The organism is Novosphingobium sp. SG919 (genome assembly GCF_012932495.1).
GTDB classification, from domain to species: domain Bacteria; phylum Pseudomonadota; class Alphaproteobacteria; order Sphingomonadales; family Sphingomonadaceae; genus Novosphingobium; species Novosphingobium rhizosphaerae.
The window spans coordinates 66703-83300 of the sequence record NZ_JABCNG010000001.1; the positions used below are offsets into that span (position 1 = coordinate 66703).

A 16598-nucleotide genomic window follows, 5' to 3' on the forward strand; every position below is an offset into this window, starting at 1 on the left:
TACGCACGACTGTCCCCCGCCCGGCATGCCAGGCGGGGGACTTTTTGTTCAGCCCAGCAGCGCCAGGAACTTGTCCAGCGGGCAAACCATGGGCTGGCCTGGCAGCGAGCAGGCGGGCAGCGGCACGGGCACGCTCACCGGCGCGCGCGGCGCCAGGGTGCGGATCGCGTCGAGCGTCTGCGCGCGATAGCGCACGCGCACCAGGGGCCGGCCGCCGGTGCCGCGCAGCCGTTCGATAATGAAGGCACCGCCCGGCGCCGGATCATCGGCGGCAAAGCCCGGCACCTGCCAGTGCGCGTCGATCAACCCGGCCAGGTTGGCCACGTTGGTATCGTGGCCGGCGATCATGGTGATCCGCGCCGGTCCGGTAAGGCCTTTCCGCACGATCGGCGCCAGCCCGGCAAAACCGGGCGCTGCCACCGCACGCGGGCGCGCCAGCAGCGCGAATTCCAGCGCATGGAATTGCGATAGCGCCGTCACGTCAGCCGCGCTGGCCCGGCCCCAGCCCACATCGTGCATCGGCTTGCCCTCGGCATATTCCAGCAACAGGATCTGCGCAGCAGTAGACGCGCGATCGAGCGTGCCGGCCAGCTTGGGCTTTTGCCCCGGCGTGGCCGGCGCGATGCTGGTGGGCTTGTGGTCCACGCCGCAGCCGGTCTTGGCCGCGCCGCACAGAATGGCATTGAGGCGCGCGGTCAGCGGCTGCATCTGCGCGTCGCGCGCGGCCAGGCCGCCAGGGCCCACGGCCTGGGCCACGCCGGCATCCACTACGGCTGGATCGAACGGGGCCAGGCCATGGGCAATCGCGTTGAAGCGCGGGTCTTCCACGTCCTGTGCCAGATGGTCCGCCTTTATGGCGCAGCCCGGTGCCAGGGTGCGCGTCCAGGCCTGCGCCGTGGCAATCGTGCGCTGGTCGCTATCGGCCACCACCACCAGGCGCCCCGGTGCGGGGCAGCCGCGCGCGGGCAGCAGGCCCTGGGCCTTGAACTGGCGCGCATCGGCCGTGCCCAGCAGGCCCACGGCGCGGGCACCGTGGGGCGTGAGCCAGCCGGGCGCCACGGGCCAGGCCGGCCAGGCCTGGCTGGCAAAGCCGGCGGGCATGGCCGGGTCCTTGGTCGGCGGGCGCACGCCATGGCGCATGACCACCACCACTTGCTCCACCGTGGGCGCGGGCGTGGGCGCCGGCGCGCGCGCGCCGGCTGCACCCGGCAGCGCGAGCAGGGCAAGCCCTGCCATCCAGCGTGCGCGCATCAGAAGTGCACCTGCACGCCGCCGCGCACCATCGATCCATAGTGCTCGCGTTCGATCAACTGGCTCTTCACGCCCTGATAACGGCGCCAGGGCGCATCGGTCAGGTTGGTGGCATCGCCGAACACCGTCACCTCCGGCTTGATCTGATAGGCCACATGCACGTCGAGCTGGCCATTGCCATCGGTATACTGGTCGGTTGCCGCGCTGTCGCCCAGGGTATCGAGGTACGACGAGCGGTAGTTGAACGCCACGCGCGCCGACAGGCCGTACTTTTCATAGAACACCTGGACGTTGCCCACGTTCTTGGACTGGTAGGCCAGCGGAATGGCCCCGCTGCGCACCTGCCCGCCATGCGCGTCGCCCCACACGTGGGTATAGTTGGCCGAGATGCCGAAGCCGCCGAGCAAGCCGGGCAACTGGGTGAACTGGTACTGCACGTTGAATTCCACGCCCGAAAGCTGTTCGCGGTCCACGTTGATCGGCTGGGTGACCAGCGCGCTGGCATAGAGCGTGCCGCCCAGCGTCACGTTGGTTTCGGTCTGGCCATAGCTGTAGATCGGGTTGTGGATATCCTTGTGGAAATAGCCCGCCGAAAGGATCGCGCCGGGCGCCGGATAGAATTCCACCCCGGCGTCATAGTTGATCGCGCGATAAGGCTGGAGATCGGCATTGCCGATCGAGACGGCCGGCACGGTGCCGCTGGTATCGGCAATCACATAGGGCGCGAGATCGGGATAGTTGGGCCGCCCGATCGAGGTGGTCACCGCGCCGCGGATGACCAGGCCACGCGCCGCATCGATGCGCGCGGTCAGGCCGGGGAAGAAGTCGGTATAGCTGTTGCGGCCATAGCTGTTGTAGCCATCGGCCAGCGTGGAGGTGGCATCGACGATCTTGGCATAGGCCTTGTCCACCGTGTGCTCCATGCGCACGCCCGGCACCAGGGTGAGTGCCCCGGTCTTGATCGTGGCCATGGCATAGCCGGCCACGATATCTTCCTTCACGCGATAGTCGCTGGAAAGACTGTCGGAAATCGTGCCGCTGCTATCCAGCGCATATTGCGTGGGATTGGCATCGAACCAGGCCTTGGCCGCGCTGTAGTCGATCCGCGTGCCGAACGGAAACTGTCCGCCCATGAAGCTGGTGTCGCCGGTATAGTCCACGTCGCTGAGCGCGCCGCCGGTCTTGCCGATCTTGCCGGTGGTCTTGTAATCCTGCCGGTCGTGGTCGTCGGTCTTGTCGCGCGAGAGCAGCTTGGCGCCCACGGCCAGCGTCATGCTTTCGCCCACCGGGTGGGTATAGTCGATCCGCCCCTGCCAGATTTCCTCGGCCGCGTGGCGCGTTTCGAAATTCACCTTGCTGAAGGTAAAGGCCGAAGGCGTGTTGAATACGTCGGTGGTGGCAGCCAGCGTATAGGGATAGGTGCTGCCGTTATAGGCCGTGGTCACGCCGCCCTTGGCCGTGGAATAGGTGAATTCGCTGCGCAGCGGGTCATTCTTCACCGCGCGTGTCCACCCGCCCGAAAGCGACAGGGTGCCGCCCGCCACTTCGGAAAATTCGCCACCCAGCGTGGCCGAGCGCGTGTTGTCGTTCTCGATCCGGCGGCGCACCAGCACTGTGGCCGTGGCGGCCATCGTGGTGGAATTGGTGATCGCCAGCCGGTTCTGGTCGCGGGTTTCGTTGTCCTTGTATTCGCTATAGCTGGTGCGCAGATAGATCTTGGCCGTGGGCGAAGGGTGCCAGTCGAAATTGCCGACCACGCCCAGGCGCGTGCGCGTCAGGTTGTAGTCACGCAGGCCATTGCCATCGGGCAGGCCGCCCGACCAGGCGCTCGACCCCTGGTAGTTCTCGCTCTCGATATTGCGGCGCGAATAGTTGACCGAGACCACCGCGCCGAACTGCTCATCGGCGCCAAAGCGGCCGCCCACGGTGCCGTCGGCTTCCCAGGCCGTCTTGTGATTGAGGCTATAGCGGCCCAGCGCGCCGCGCGCGTCGAACGTGAAAGGGGCCTTGCTGTCGAACGCGGTGCGCGTGCGGATGGCCACTTCGCCGGCAATGGCATTGGCATCCTGGTTGGGTAGCACCGACTTGGTGACAGTCACCGCCTGGATCATCGCCGAGGGCAGGTCGTCCAGCTTGACCTGGCGACCATCGGGCTCGGGCGCGGGCAGGGTCTGGCCGTTGAGCGTCACGTTGAGCAGGCCCGGATCGATGCCGCGCACGATCGCATAGCGGCCTTCGCCCTGGTCGTTGGCAACAGACAGGCCGGGCAGGCGCTTGATCGCTTCGGCCACGTTCTGGTCGGGCAGCTTGCCCACGTCGTTCGCGCGCAGCGTTTCGGTGGTGTTGAGCGCGCCCTGCTTTTCGGCGGCCGCTTCTTCCTGGGCGGCGCGCACGCCGGTCACGATGATGGAGCCTTCGGGCTCACCTTCGGCTGCGCCCGGCGCGATCGCGGCATCGGCGGCCGCGGGGATAAGGGCCCCTTTTTCGGCGACGATCACGAACACCCCTTCGCCAGTGCGCCGGGCGACCAGGCCGGTGCGGCCCAGCATGCGGGCAAGGGCAGTGGGCACGTCCATCGTGCCGTCCACGGCCACGCTGCGGTGCCCCTGGGCGACCGTCCCGGCCACCACGATCTGGACATGGGCCTGGGCGGCAAACAGGTGCACGGCGTCGGCCACGCCCTGGGCGGGAACATGCACGGTCACGGCCGGCATGGTGGCCGCCGGCAGCGGCATGCCTTGGGCTGCGGCGGAAATGGCGGAAAGCCCGGCCACGGCCAGGGCGAGCGTCGAAACGGAGCGAAACGGCGCAGACATCGTGGAAAACCCCTCATACGATCCCGCTCAGGGCAGGGACACTGGCGTGACGAAGGGCCGGGTCGGTTTCCTTAAGGGCGCTCGCAAAAAATGTGGTTCAGCGCTCGATCACCAGGCCATCGGTCGTCAGCCGCGCCCGGCCACCCACGCTTGCGGCCACCGCCTGGGCAAAGGCCACGGGATCGTTGAGGCGAAACGCGCCATAGAGCGGTTCTGCCCCCAAGGCGGGCGTGCCCAGCGCGATCTGCAACTGGTTGTGCCGGTTCATCTCCGCCACCGCTTCTCGCAGGGCTTCCCCGTTCAGGTCCAGCCGGCCTTCCGTCCAGCCGGCGGTGCGGGCAAGGGTGGCGGCGTCCACGGCCTGGGCCGGCGGGGGCGGCGCGCTGGCCGCAAAGCGGCCGCGCTGCCCGGCCACCAACAGGCGCGTGCCCAGCGGCGTTGCCACGCGCACTGCGCCTTCGCTGACGATCACGTCCACCGTCCCGGCATCTTCGTCCTGCGTCACTTCGAACACGGTGCCCACGTCGGTGATGGTCACGCCGCCGGCCACCACCTGAAACGGATGGGCGGCATCGTGCGTCACGCGAAACAGCGCGCGGCCGCCCGCCATGGCCACCTGCCGCCGGCCGCCACGCACCACGTCGACCGTCAGCCGCGATCGCGCGTCGATGGCCAGAGACGATCCATCGGCCAGGCCCAGCCGCCGTACTTCGCCCGTGCCGGTGGCCACGGCTATGCCCCCGCGCGGCAGCAGCGCCAGCGCCAGCGCGGCTGCCACCGCGCCCAGCCCGGCCAGCATGGCAATGCGGGGGTGGCGGCGCGGGGGTGGCGGGCTTTCCAGCGGCACCGGCTCGGCCGGCGCGGCTTGCGCATCGGGGGCAAACATCGCCAGCACGGCCCGCGCGCGCAGCAAGGCGCCGGCGTGGCGCGGATCGGCGTCCAGCCAGGCGGCCAGGTCAGGGTCGTGTGCGCTGTCGGGCTCTGCATCGATGCGGGCAGCCCAGTGGGCCGCCCAATGGGCGGTGCCGTCTTCAACCGGTTGTTCTGGCCCGCCCTTGATCAATTCCCGTCCATTCCTTGCCTTCAGGCCCAGTGCCTTCGCGGTTGCCGATGGCCCGTTGAATGGCCTTCAGTCCCTTTTGCACATCGTTTTCCACGATGCTTTCGCTGACGCCCAGGCGTGCGGCGATGGCCTTTTGCGGCAGACCTTCGATCCGCTTCAACCGGAAAATCGTGGCACAGCGCTCGGGCAGGGTGGCCAGCAGTCGCTCGACCAGCCGCAATTGCATCCGCGCCGCCACCACGGCTTCCAGCCCCAGTGCTTCTTCGGTGACGAACAGCGCGGCATTTTCCGTAATGTCTTCGAATTTTACCACCGCCGCGCGGCGCAAGGCATCGCGCCGCAGGTTCTTGACCATGGTCATGAAATAGGCGCCAGGCTCGGCAATGTGGGTCACGTCGGCCATTGCGGCAAAGCGGCAATAGGCTTCCTGGACAAGATCGTCCGCGTCGGCCGGGCTGACGCCGGCGCGCAGCAATGCTGCCCGCACCCGTGGCTCTGCCGGCACCACGTGCCGCGCCACCCAGGCGACAACTGTCGGCGGGGTCAGCGCGGCTCTGGCCGCAGCGCTGGGATGGGATACAGATTGGGCTGGCACGGGGGGCGTTCCTTCCGTGCCGGGGCGCTATAACCCCATCAAGACGTTTTCATGACAGGCGCATCACGCCGCCCCGTTCCCGCGCGGATAGACGATGATCGAAAGATAGCGCAGCGTGCCCGGCCCCATCGTCTCGGGCCCGTGCTGGGCCTGGCTGTCGAACAGCAGGGTGTCGCCCGGCGCCAGCTCGAACCGCCGGTCGCCGTGGCGATAGACCAGGTTGCCTTCCAGCATGTGGATCAACTCGGTCCCGGCGTGGGAAAAGCTGGTATACGGGCTGGCCCCGTCCGACAGGGTGATCAGATAGGGCTCCACCGCCACGTCGCCCGCGCGCAGATGGCCCAGCAATTGATAGACGTGGCCCGATTTGGTCCCCCGCCGCTCGATCTTCACGCCCTGGCTCGCCGCCACGAACGACACGTCGTGCCGCTCTTCGGCCAGCGCGAACAGCGACGAGATCGGCACGCTGAGCGCATGGGCGAGCGACTGGATCGAGGTGAGCGAGGCGGAAATCTGCCCGTTCTCGATCTTGGAGAGCATGCCGGTGGAAAGCCCGGCGGCCGCGGCCAAGTCCGCCACCGACAGGTCCTGCTGGCGGCGCAATTGCCGCACGCGCAGGCCCAGCGCCTTTTCCAGCGCACGCGGATCGTTGCTGGGCGCGCCCGAAAGCGTGGTGAAACCGTCGATCAGCCCATCGGCCACTTCGGTTTCGGCGTCGGGCTTGTCGTCTTTCTTGGCGCGTTTGGGCATATCTTCTCCTGGCGCCCTGCATGGAACGAGGGCGCGGCAAATTCAAGGCAACCCCATGGTCTTTTGACAAAGACCACTGGCCCGGCGCATGAGCGCGTCCATGCATCTTGCCCACTTCGACATCGCCCGGTTCCTGGCCACGGCCTGGCAGAAACAGCCGCTGCTGATCCGCAATCCGTGGGGTGATTGGGCCAATCCGCTCGAACCCGATGAACTGGCCGGCCTGGCGTGCGAGGCGGGGGTGGAATCGCGCCTGATCGTGCGCGGGCCGGCCGGGCTGACGCTGGAACACGGGCCGTTGGCCGAAGACCGCTTTGCCAGCCTGGGCGCCGATCCCTGGACGCTGCTGGTCCAGGCGGTGGATCAGCATGTGCCCGATGTCGCGGCGCTGATCGAACCGTTCCGCTTCGTGCCCGATTGGCGGATCGACGATGTGATGATCAGCTATGCCACCGACGGCGCCGGGGTTGGCCCGCACTATGACCAGTATGACGTGTTCCTGATCCAGGGGCTGGGCCGCCGCAAATGGCGCGTGGGGCCGCGCTGCAATGCCGCCACGCCGCGCCAGCCCCATGCCGATCTGGCGCTGATCGCCGATTTTGCCGCCACGGGGGAATGGGTGCTGGAACCGGGCGATATTCTCTATGTGCCGCCCGGCTTTGCCCACGATGGCGTGGCGCTGGGCGATGATTGCATGACTTATTCCATCGGCTTTCGCGCGCCGGCGCGTGGCGAACTGGTGGAAGGCTGGGGCGCCCACGTGGCCGATGCGCTGGAAGAGATGCCCGATGCCGCCGCCGATCGCTATGCCGATCCCGATCTGCCCTTGCAGGACCATCCCGGCGAGATCACCCCGGCCGCGCTCGACCGGCTGCACGCCATGGCGCTGGAGGCGCTGGCCGACCGTGCTGCCTTTGCCCGCTGGTTCGGGCAGATGAACACGCAGGCCAAGTATCCCGAAACCGACTGGCGGCCCGAGGAACCGGCCGATCCCGCCGAAGTGGCCGCGCACCTGGCGCAAGGCGGGGCGTTGCGGCGCAATCCCGCCCACCGCCTGGCGTTCATCCGCGATGGCGCGGCGGCGCTGCTCTTTGCCGATGGCCAGTGCCACGCGGGCGTGCAGCCTGCCCTGGCAGAGGCCCTGTGCGGCGGCGCGCTGGTGCTGCTCGATCCCGCGCTCGCCGGGGCACCGGGCACGGCGGCGCTGGTTACCGCGCTGATCAACCAGGGCACGCTGGTCCTCGATCATGGCGACGATGACGATGATGATTGGGCGGATTGACCGGCCATGGCGCTGATCGCGTTCAACAAGCCCTATGGCGTGCTGTGCCAGTTCTCGGCCGAGCCCACCGGCCCGGCGCGCCCCACGCTGGCCGATCACATCGCGATGCCCGGCGTCTATCCTGCCGGGCGGCTCGATCTCGATAGCGAGGGGCTGTTGCTGCTGACCGACGATGGCCGGCTCCAGGCGCGGATTGCCGATCCCCGGTTCAAGGCCGCCAAGACCTATCTGGTGCAGGTGGAGGGCGAGCCGGACGAGGCCGCGCTCACCGCGCTGCAACGCGGGGTGCGGCTGAAGGACGGGATGACGCTGCCCGCCGGCGCGCGCCGCATCGATCCGCCAGACCTGTGGCCGCGCGTGCCCCCGGTGCGCTTTCGCAAGAGCGTGCCCGATTGCTGGATCGAAGTGACCTTGCGCGAAGGCCGCAACCGCCAGGTGCGGCGGATGACCGCCGCCGTCGGCCACCCCACGCTGCGCCTGGTGCGCTGGGCCATCGGCGACTGGACCCTCGATGGCCTGGCGCCGGGCGAATGGAAGCAGATCGGCTGAGCGATCAAGGGGCCGGACTTGGGCCAAACCCGGCCGGCGGTGTCAGGCCATAGCCGGCCCAGGTCTTGTCCACGCCTGGCGAAAGGCTGCGCGCGCGGGAAAGATCGGCCAGTGCGCGGTCACGCTCGCCCAGCCGGGCATAGGCCAGGCCCCGGCCATAAAGCGAGGCGATCAGGTTGGGCGAAACGCGCAGCGCGGCATCGTAATCGGCAATCGCCGCCTTGGCATCGCCCTGGCGCAGATGCAGGAAGCCCCTGCTGTCAAGAAAGTCGGGCCGGGCAGGAGCCAGGCGCACGGCCGTGTCGCAATCCGCGCCAGCCGTGTCGAGCGCGGCGCCATGCGTCGCCTTGAACCAGCACACCAGGTTATAGGCCTCAGGATCCTTGGCATGCGTGGCTTGCACCTGGCTGGCAAGGCGCAGGGCATTGTCGATCTGCCCCTGATCGGCCAGGGCGTCCATCCGCGCAGAGGCCAAGGGCAGCGAAGCCGGCGCCAGTTTCGCCGCCCGCGCCAGGTCGGCATCGGCCGCCGCGCCATTCCCGGCATCGCGGTTGATCCGCGCGCGCAGGATCAGCGCGTCGACATGGTCGGGATCGATCTGCAAGGCCTTGTCCAGGTCGGCCAGGCGCGCGGCGCGGCCCTCTGCGGGGCGAAGCTGCGCGCGGCTGACGTAATCCCTGGCCTTGCCGTCATGAGCCACCAGCCAATCGGCATCGGCGAGCGCGCTGGTCGTGTCGCCTTCATCCTTGCGTATCTGGGCGCGCATGCCGCGCATCATGCGGTCATCGGGGTTGACGGCCAAGACATTGTCCGCCGTGGTCAGCGCTTCGGCGTTGCGGCCCAGCATGGACAGAGCAACCGCGCGCAACGGTTGCAAAGGCATGCTTGGTTCGAGTGCCAGGGCCGCGTCGGCATCGGTCAGCGCAGGGGCGTAATGGCCCAGCGCCAGATGCGCGCTGGCCCGGCCGGCCAGGCTGCGCGGGTTGCGGTTGTCCAGCGCGATGGCGCGGTCGAACGCACCAACCGCGTCGCCCATGCGGTTGTTCTGCAAGGCCACCAGCCCCTTTGCGGCCCAGGCCATGTCCTGCTTGTCATCGGCGGCCAGCGCGGCGTCTGCCTCGGCCAGGGCCTGCGGATCGCGCTTGGCGGCATAGGCAAAGGCCAGCAGGCTGCGGGCGTAAAGCTGCTTGTCGTCCGCCGCCAGCGCGGCCTTGAGCGACGGAATGGCGCCGGCCATGTCGCCCTTGTCGAACGCCACCGCGCCGCGCATCAGCCAGGCATGCGCGAGCGCCGGCTTGTCGTCGGCCAGCGCGGCCATATCGGCATCGGTCGCTTCATAGGACGTGGGCAGGCGGATGAACTGCCCGTGGTTGCCCAGCTCGGCCATGCGATCGCGCACTTTGGGCGCATCGGCGGCGGGCAATTCGCCTTTCAGCGCGCGGGTGTCGTTCTCCATCGTCACCGTGTCGCCCTTGAGCGCCACCTTGCGGTGAAACGTGTAAAGCCCGCCCACCGTCTCGTCCACGTCGCTGGCCTGCAAGGCAAAGTCCTTGCCGCCGCGCGGCAGGTGCACGGTTTCGCGGTTGGCCCACCAATCGGGATAGTCGAACGCAAACGGCGCATCGGCCAAAAGCGTGCCATCGCGCTCGATGTCGGGTTTCCACCCCACGCGGGCACGGTCCAACTCGTACCAGCGGGTCGTTCCGCTCGATACCCATTCCATCTTGGCGCTGCCGGTCATGGTCAGCACATAGTCGCCGGTGGCTTCTTCCAGGCCGGCGGAAACGGTCTGCGGGGTGATGAAATCATAGACATCGCGCCACAGCTTGCGCAGCTGGCGTTCGCGCTCAGCCGGGGCAAGGCCGGCATATTTCATGCGCCAGCGCGCCGCCGTCTCGCCGCGCCCGCGCATTTCCGCCTTGGCAGGGGCAGGCACTTCCACCCCGGCGCTGGCATCCAGGTCCAGCGTGGTCAGTACCGTTGGCGCGGTGGGCAGCGTGGGGGCCAGCGCCAGCAGCGTGCTGCCCTGCGCCGTGACCGGCAGGCCGGCGTGATAATCGGGCACTTCCAGCCGATCGAGCCGGGTATCGCCCTGGCGCGTGCCGTCCAGCCAATAGCTGCGCCCGCCGATCCGCGCTTCCACCAGCACGTGATCGAACAGGCTCATCGCCGGCAGCCGCGCTGGCACCGCATCGCCGCTCTCGGTATCGACATAGACCGGCCGCGCATCCACCCCCAGGCCCTTGAGCAGCGCCACCAGCAGCGCCGTCTTGCCCTTGCAATCGCCAAAGCGGCGCTGCCACGTCAGGTCGGCCGGTGCGGGGACAAAGCCGCCATCGTTCATGCCGATGAACAGATAGCGCACCTGTTCCTGCACCAGGATCAGCGCCAGTTCGGCGCGGCGCACCGGATCGGGCGTGGCAGCGGCGATCCGCGCGATCTCGGCCTTGAGCGGGCTGTCGGCCTTCAGCGCCTCGGCCGTGTCGAACAGGGCATGGCCGGTGCGCGAAACGCTGGGCCAATCGGCAAATTCGGTCAGCTCCACTAGGTTGACCAGGCCAAAGCGCGCCGGCGCCCCGGTGGGCGCGCGCTGGGTGACGAAATCGGTCTTTTCGGCCAGCAGTTCCATCGTGTCGCCCTGGCGGGTGAGCTTGGGCTGGACCATGCCGGGCCAGGCACGCCACTGCACGGCCCGCGAAGCCGGCCAGGTCACGCGCAGGCGATAGTGCCCCAGGGGAAAGCCATCGGGCGGCCCCAGCACCAGTTGCGCGCGCCCGCCGATCGCCGGATCGCGCCGCGTGAGGGTATAGGCAATGTCGATCACGTCGCCCACGCGCAAGTCGTCGGGCTGGAGCGAGGCGGTCAGCTTGCCGTCCAGCATCGCGTCTTCCAGGTTCTTTTCCCGCCGCACCACCGACAGCGGGCTGCCATCGCCCAGCAAGTCGATCACGCTGTCGCCGCGCAGGATGCGATAGCGGTGCAGGGTCAGCGTCTCCAGGCTGGGGTCCCAGCTCAGTTGCAGGGCGGCATTGTCCAGCCCTTGCGCCGTGGCGATGCGAAAGCGGTTGGCGCGATAGGTGCTGGTGCCGCCTTCGATCAGGCGGGCCTGCTCGTCCATCAACAGGTCGACCGTACCGGCACCTTGGGCGGCGCTTGGTTCTGGCGCGGCACCGGGAGGCAGCACCCATGGTTCGGGTGGGGCAATCGCCGGGCGGGCCAGCGTGTCGCGCGCAGGGGGCGTGCCATGCTCGGCCACGGGCGCGGCGCGTGCGGGCGCAATCGCCACCGGCAGCAGCGCCGCCAGCGGCAGTGCAGAAACCGCGGCCAGTGCCGCAGCCTTGTTGAAAACGCCCAAGCAACCCCCCGGAAGAACAGGGGCGGTCCCTTGCCCCTGTGCCCAAGCGTATCGCCTGGCCAAGCCGCCGTCCAGCAGGGCAAGCCCTCAAAATTGCTTCAAGTTTCGCGGCAAATCGGGCAGCAATGGACCAGCGCCCGGTGCGCGCGACAAGGAATTTTCCGGCATGGCCGTCTCTCATCTTCCCGCCCGCCCAGGTGGCCGGCCTGTCGGTCGGCCGATCGGCCGGGGCCGGCTGGTGGCGGGCATCGCGCTGCATTTCCTGGCGCCCAGTTATGGCCTGGTGCTGGTGGCCGATGCGGCGCTGGGCCATGCGCCGGGCACTTGGGCGGCGTGGCTGCCGCATGCGCTGGGCCTGGGCGGCTGGTTCCTGGCGGCCTATGGCGGCGGGGCAGTGGTGGCCAGCGGCCTTGCCGCGCTGACCGACCGGCGGGGCAGGGCCAAGGCCCGGTCCGATGCGCCCGATCTCTACGCCACCATGGCAGCGGCGCGCGGCCGCTTTGGCGCGGATGCCGATGCCCAGCTCGATCGCATTGCCGCGCTGGCGGCGCAGGCCGGCAACGGCCCGATCGCGGCCGACATCGTGCGGCTGCTGGCTGCCAGCAGCGCAGCGCCCGCACCCGATGCGGCCTTGCAGCGCCACACCGCACAGGCGCTTGCCACCTTGGCCGATGCGCTTGACGCGCAGGTGCGCGCGCAAGTGGGCCAAGCGCAGGATCAAGCGCTGGTCATGGCGCGCTACATCGATCTCAAGTACCGGGCCGATCACGACAGGCAGGATACTTTGTGACATTGCGATTCTTGTGGATTTCAACTTGAAACAGGCATAGAAGAGATGCCGGTCGCATTTCGCGGCTTTTATCAGGGCAACAGCACCCATGGGTGTGCACTTCTTCCCTTCGGCCTGGACGATCGTTCGGCCAACTTCCGCCAAGCACAAGTTTGAAAGCCCGGGCGCCTTGCGTCCTTAAGAGCTGAACTGCGCCTGGCGAGAGCCGCGCCGCGTGCGCGCTCCGCACCCCCTTACCGGTATTCCCCGCCAATCGGCGCGGTGTCATGCGGCCTTTGCCGCTGCACGCCGCGCGCGATGGGGTGCCGTGTGCCCCTGATTTTCCAGACACCACAGGATGTCCTTCATGCCAGATTCCATCATGCTCGGCAGCGGTGCCGTGCTCGTCGCGTTCGTCTTCGTGCTGTTCGTGGCCTCGCGCTGCGTGCGCTATGTCGGCAACAACCGCGTTGCGGTGGTTGAAAAGCTGTGGAGCGGCGCCGGTTCGATCACCGATGGCCTGATTGCGCTGCGCGGCGAAGCCGGGTTCCAGCCCGATGTGCTGCGCGGCGGCTATCACTTCTTCTTCCCGTTCCAGTATCGCATCCACAGCCAGCCGCTGGTGACCATTCCCCAGGGCCAGATCGGCTATGTCTTTGCCCGCGACGGTGCGCCGCTTGGCCCGACGCAGACCCTGGCGAGCAATGCCCGCACCGCCGATTTCCTCGATGTGCGCGCGTTTCTGTCGGGCGGCGGGCAAAAGGGTCCGCAACGCACGATCCTGCGCGAAGGCACGTATGCGATCAATTCCGCGCAGTTCGTGATCGTCACGCGCGATCGCATCTATGGCCTGATGCTCAGCGCCAACGATGGCGACCTGTTCGATCAGATGCAGGCGCTGATTGCCGGGCGCAACGGCTTTGAAGCCGTGGTGATCAAGGATTCGTCAGACCAGATCGGCATCGTCACCGTGCACGATGGCCCAGCGCTCAACGCCGATCACATCATCGCGCCCGAAGTGGGCACCGAACAATCCGATGCCGCCACGTTCCACAACTCGTTCCAGGACCCGGAAAAGTTCATTGCCGCTGGCGGCCGGCGCGGGCGCCAGCTGCAAGTGCTGGTGGAAGGCAGCTATTACATCAACCGCCTGTTCGCCACGGTGGAAATGGTGGCCAAGACGGTGATCGAGGTGGGCCATGTCGGCGTGGTGATCAGCTATACCGGCAACGACACGGCTGACACCTCGGGTGACGACTATCGCCACGGCGAACTCGTCGCGCGTGGATCGCGCGGGGTGTGGAGCGAGCCGCTGCTGCCGGGCAAATATGCGTTCAATACCTATGCCGGCAAAATCCTGATCGTGCCCACCACCAACTTCATCCTGAAGTGGGAAAGCGACACGATCGGCCAGCACAAGTTCGATGAAAACCTGTCCGAAGTCTCGCTGATCACGCGCGATGCGTTCGAACCCACTCTGCCGCTTTCGGTGGTGGTGCACATCGATTATCGCAAGGCGCCGCTGGTGGTGCAGCGCTTTGGCGATATCAAGAAACTGGTCGAACAGACGCTCGATCCGATGGTTTCGGCCTATTTCAAGAACATCGCCCAGAAGAAGACGCTGATCGAACTGCTGCAGGAACGCAGCGACATCCAGGAACAGGCTGGCGCGGAAATGCGCACCAAGTTTGCCACCTATAACCTGGAAATGCAGGAAGTGCTGATCGGCACCCCGCGCGCCAGCGCCGGCAACGACCAGATCGAGAAAGTGCTGCAACAGCTGCGCGAACGCCAGGTGGCCGAGGAACGCGTAACCACGTATGAAAAGCAGCGCATCGCCGCCGAAGGCGAAAAGGCCCTGCGCGAGGCTGAGGCACGCGCCAACCAGCAGACCGCGATCACCCAGTCCGAACTCTCGATCATCGTGCGCGAAAACGAAGGCAAGGCGGCCCTGCGCCAGGCCACGCAACAGGCCGAGCAGACCCGCACCCTGGCCAAGGCCGAAGGCGAACGCGTGCGCCTGATCGGCGAGGGCGAGGCGGCCAAGATGATCGCCCTTGCCGCCGCTGACGCTGAGCGCATCACCAAGACCGGCCTGGCCACGGCCGAAACCATCGCCAAGCAGGTGGAAGCCTCGGGCGGGGCGCACAACCAGCTGACCCGCCAGATCGTGGAACGCCTGGCCGAGGCGCTGGAAAAGTCGGGCGTGGACATCGTGCCCCGCATCCAGATCAGCACTGGCAGCGATGGTGCCGCCGGTGGCGGTCCTTTGGCGGCGCTGATCGGCATGATGCTGGGAGAAAAAGGCCAGGACCTGCTGGCCGAGCAAGCCACCGCAGAACCCGCGCAGACCCATTGACCAAAGCCTGCGGCCCTGTTCCGACAAAAACGGAACGGGGCCGTTCCATTTTTTTGCGGGTAATTTGGAAGAATGGCCGGGCTATCCGGCCAAGAGAGAAAGTGGCAGGAGAGGACTCGAAAATCGCGCTAGTGAATTGAGAAATAATCATTTTTTCATGACGTCATCAGCCGATACCCTCATCGATACCCCACGACTTTTTGTTTATGAGGTTCGAGTCCCTTTGCCGGCATTTTTAGCTGCCAGCTGTCTCGTTCACCGTGATTCGGATATCACGTTTCCGCATCAGATCCGGCCGCCTTCGTATCGTCCAATTGAAGTAGGCCCGCGCTGATCTCTCACAGTCGATCCGCATACTCCTGGATGCGCCCGAGGATGTCGTCGAGGCTGGGTTGCCCGCTATAATAGAGCGCAGACGTGGCGGCATAGGCGCGGGCGAAGCGATCCCGTATGCTCTGGTCCGAAAGATCGAATGCGGGATTTTCGGCGATCACTTTGTTATCTGCAGCCGGGAAGCGCGCGTCTTTGTGGGCCACATAGGCTTCGGTGCCGATGAGGTCCAGAAATCAACTCGCTGGATCGTCGTCCCTGACGGTCTGCTCGCGGCAATCCCGTTCGACACCCTCTTCATCAACGGGGCACCGATCGCTGCGCACACCGTCGTTTCGTACGCGCCGTCGCTTGGGCTCCTGATCGACCTAACCGATCGACTGAAAGCGCACCAGTCGCTGAGACGGGACGCGGTTATGGTCATTGGAGCACCGGCGTTCGACCGCACGCCGGCTGCGTCTCCCCTGCAGGCGTGGGGTGCCCTTCCAGGCTCCAAGACCGAGGTGTCGGACCTTGCTCGCCAATATCGGCTGACGCCGGGGAAGACCGTCTTCACTGGCACCGATGCGACGGAGGCGAGGCTCCGTCAGCTTGACGAGCGCGGCGCGCTCATGCGCTACAAGCTGATTATCTTCTCCACGCATGCGATCGTTGACCCGGCATCTTCCGAACGCAATGCGATCATCCTGATAGATGCCAGGCGCGTGCGCTCGCGGCTGATCCGCTTTGCGTCTTCGGCTTCTGGTGTTGGTACCGGTACAACCCGACAAACGCTGAGATCGCCAGCCAGGTAAGCGCGAAGGGTGAAAGTCATAGCCTCCACATCGATCCGGTCAGTCTTGGTCCGACGGCCGCGTCGTGACACAAGGAAGCTGGCAGCATCCAGTACAAAGACGTCGATGCCGCGATCACGAAGGAAACGCGCAAGCCAGAATCCGTCATACCCGGCTTCGAAGCAAACCTTCAATTCAATCCCCTGTCCGAACTCACGGGCAAGCCGGGTCTGGATCTTGTTGAGGTGTTGCACGAGACGATCGGTGTCACCGCCAGGTACCGCGCCGACGGAAACCTTGTTGCCCGTTGGCGGCAGAGCGCCGACTACCCAGCGCGCGCGGCTAAGCTCAATTGCGACAGTGCAAATCAGGGATGCATCGGTCATGACAGGTCTCCGGCTTTGCGCCGGACCGCCCGGCGCGCGTCCGAGTCGGACACCCATAGGATCTACAACGAGGATCGGCCGCACGGTGCCATCGGCAACAAGCCCCCGATCACGCTGATGAATTCCGGTGACGCACCCAGCCCGTCACCGTGACCCTGACCGGGAAACTCTAACCCGGAGTGGTCCAGAGAATGGTGGCGGATCACAATTGGCCAGAATCTAATCAAGTTAGGTGGAGAATAAGGGAGCGCGTCAACTGGACAAAAGAGCCTCCGCGCTTGAGATTGCACCCTTTCCCTCAATCTCCGAGGCCAAAAATC

The 16598-nt window shown here is 66.9% G+C and carries 12 protein-coding genes; 4 read left to right on the forward strand and 8 right to left on the reverse strand.

What is annotated here, in order from left to right; genetic code table 11:
* Nucleotides 1–48 precede the first annotated feature (48 nt).
* From FHT19_RS00270 to FHT19_RS00290, 5 genes are all read right to left on the reverse strand, one after another.
* Nucleotides 49–1251, reverse strand: a complete 1203-nt coding sequence (locus FHT19_RS00270) for a histidine-type phosphatase (RefSeq protein ID WP_169473224.1) — start codon at nucleotides 1249–1251, stop codon at nucleotides 49–51.
* Complete coding sequence (locus tag FHT19_RS00275; protein ID WP_248290207.1) at nucleotides 1251–4067, reverse strand: TonB-dependent receptor; 2817 nt, start codon at nucleotides 4065–4067, stop codon at nucleotides 1251–1253. Before FHT19_RS00275 ends, FHT19_RS00270 begins: the two co-directional genes overlap by 1 nt.
* Before the next feature lie 97 nt (nucleotides 4068–4164).
* On the reverse strand, nucleotides 4165–5130 hold the full coding sequence (locus FHT19_RS00280) for a FecR domain-containing protein (RefSeq protein ID WP_169473226.1): 966 nt from the start codon (nucleotides 5128–5130) through the stop codon (nucleotides 4165–4167).
* On the reverse strand, nucleotides 5099–5725 hold the full coding sequence (locus tag FHT19_RS00285; RefSeq protein WP_248290208.1) for a sigma-70 family RNA polymerase sigma factor: 627 nt from the start codon (nucleotides 5723–5725) through the stop codon (nucleotides 5099–5101). The genes FHT19_RS00280 and FHT19_RS00285 overlap by 32 nt, the downstream gene beginning before the upstream one ends.
* A gap of 63 nt (nucleotides 5726–5788) precedes the next feature.
* A complete protein-coding gene (locus FHT19_RS00290; RefSeq protein WP_169473228.1) occupies nucleotides 5789–6475 on the reverse strand; it encodes an XRE family transcriptional regulator in 687 nt (228 codons plus the stop codon).
* A gap of 100 nt (nucleotides 6476–6575) precedes the next feature.
* On the opposite strand from FHT19_RS00290, the gene FHT19_RS00295 reads away from it, so the two are divergent.
* On the forward strand, nucleotides 6576–7757 hold the full coding sequence (locus tag FHT19_RS00295) for a cupin domain-containing protein (protein WP_169473230.1): 1182 nt from the start codon (nucleotides 6576–6578) through the stop codon (nucleotides 7755–7757).
* A gap of 6 nt (nucleotides 7758–7763) precedes the next feature.
* Nucleotides 7764–8306 (forward strand): pseudouridine synthase, encoded by a 543-nt coding sequence (locus FHT19_RS00300; protein WP_169473232.1) that lies wholly within the window; start codon nucleotides 7764–7766, stop codon nucleotides 8304–8306.
* Nucleotides 8307–8310: 4 nt separating this feature from the next.
* On the opposite strand, the gene FHT19_RS00305 is transcribed toward FHT19_RS00300, so the two are convergent.
* Entirely contained in the window at nucleotides 8311–11661 is a 3351-nt protein-coding gene (locus FHT19_RS00305; RefSeq protein WP_248290209.1) for a DUF3857 domain-containing protein, read from the reverse strand.
* A gap of 166 nt (nucleotides 11662–11827) precedes the next feature.
* Here FHT19_RS00305 and FHT19_RS00310 point away from each other — a divergent pair, with 166 nt between their 5' ends.
* Nucleotides 11828–12451: a hypothetical protein gene (locus tag FHT19_RS00310; RefSeq protein WP_169473233.1), complete on the forward strand. Its 624-nt coding sequence runs from the start codon at nucleotides 11828–11830 to the stop codon at nucleotides 12449–12451.
* A 346-nt stretch (nucleotides 12452–12797) separates the two neighbouring features.
* A complete protein-coding gene (locus FHT19_RS00315) occupies nucleotides 12798–14789 on the forward strand; it encodes an SPFH domain-containing protein (protein ID WP_169473235.1) in 1992 nt (663 codons plus the stop codon).
* 338 nt (nucleotides 14790–15127) lie between these two features.
* Here FHT19_RS00315 and FHT19_RS00320 read toward each other — a convergent pair whose 3' ends face one another.
* Both FHT19_RS00320 and FHT19_RS24325 read right to left on the reverse strand, forming a co-directional pair.
* Nucleotides 15128–15325, reverse strand: a complete 198-nt coding sequence (locus FHT19_RS00320; RefSeq protein ID WP_169473237.1) for a hypothetical protein — start codon at nucleotides 15323–15325, stop codon at nucleotides 15128–15130.
* A gap of 410 nt (nucleotides 15326–15735) precedes the next feature.
* Complete coding sequence (locus FHT19_RS24325; RefSeq protein ID WP_248290210.1) at nucleotides 15736–16278, reverse strand: hypothetical protein; 543 nt, start codon at nucleotides 16276–16278, stop codon at nucleotides 15736–15738.
* Between the last annotated feature and the right edge of the window lie 320 nt (nucleotides 16279–16598).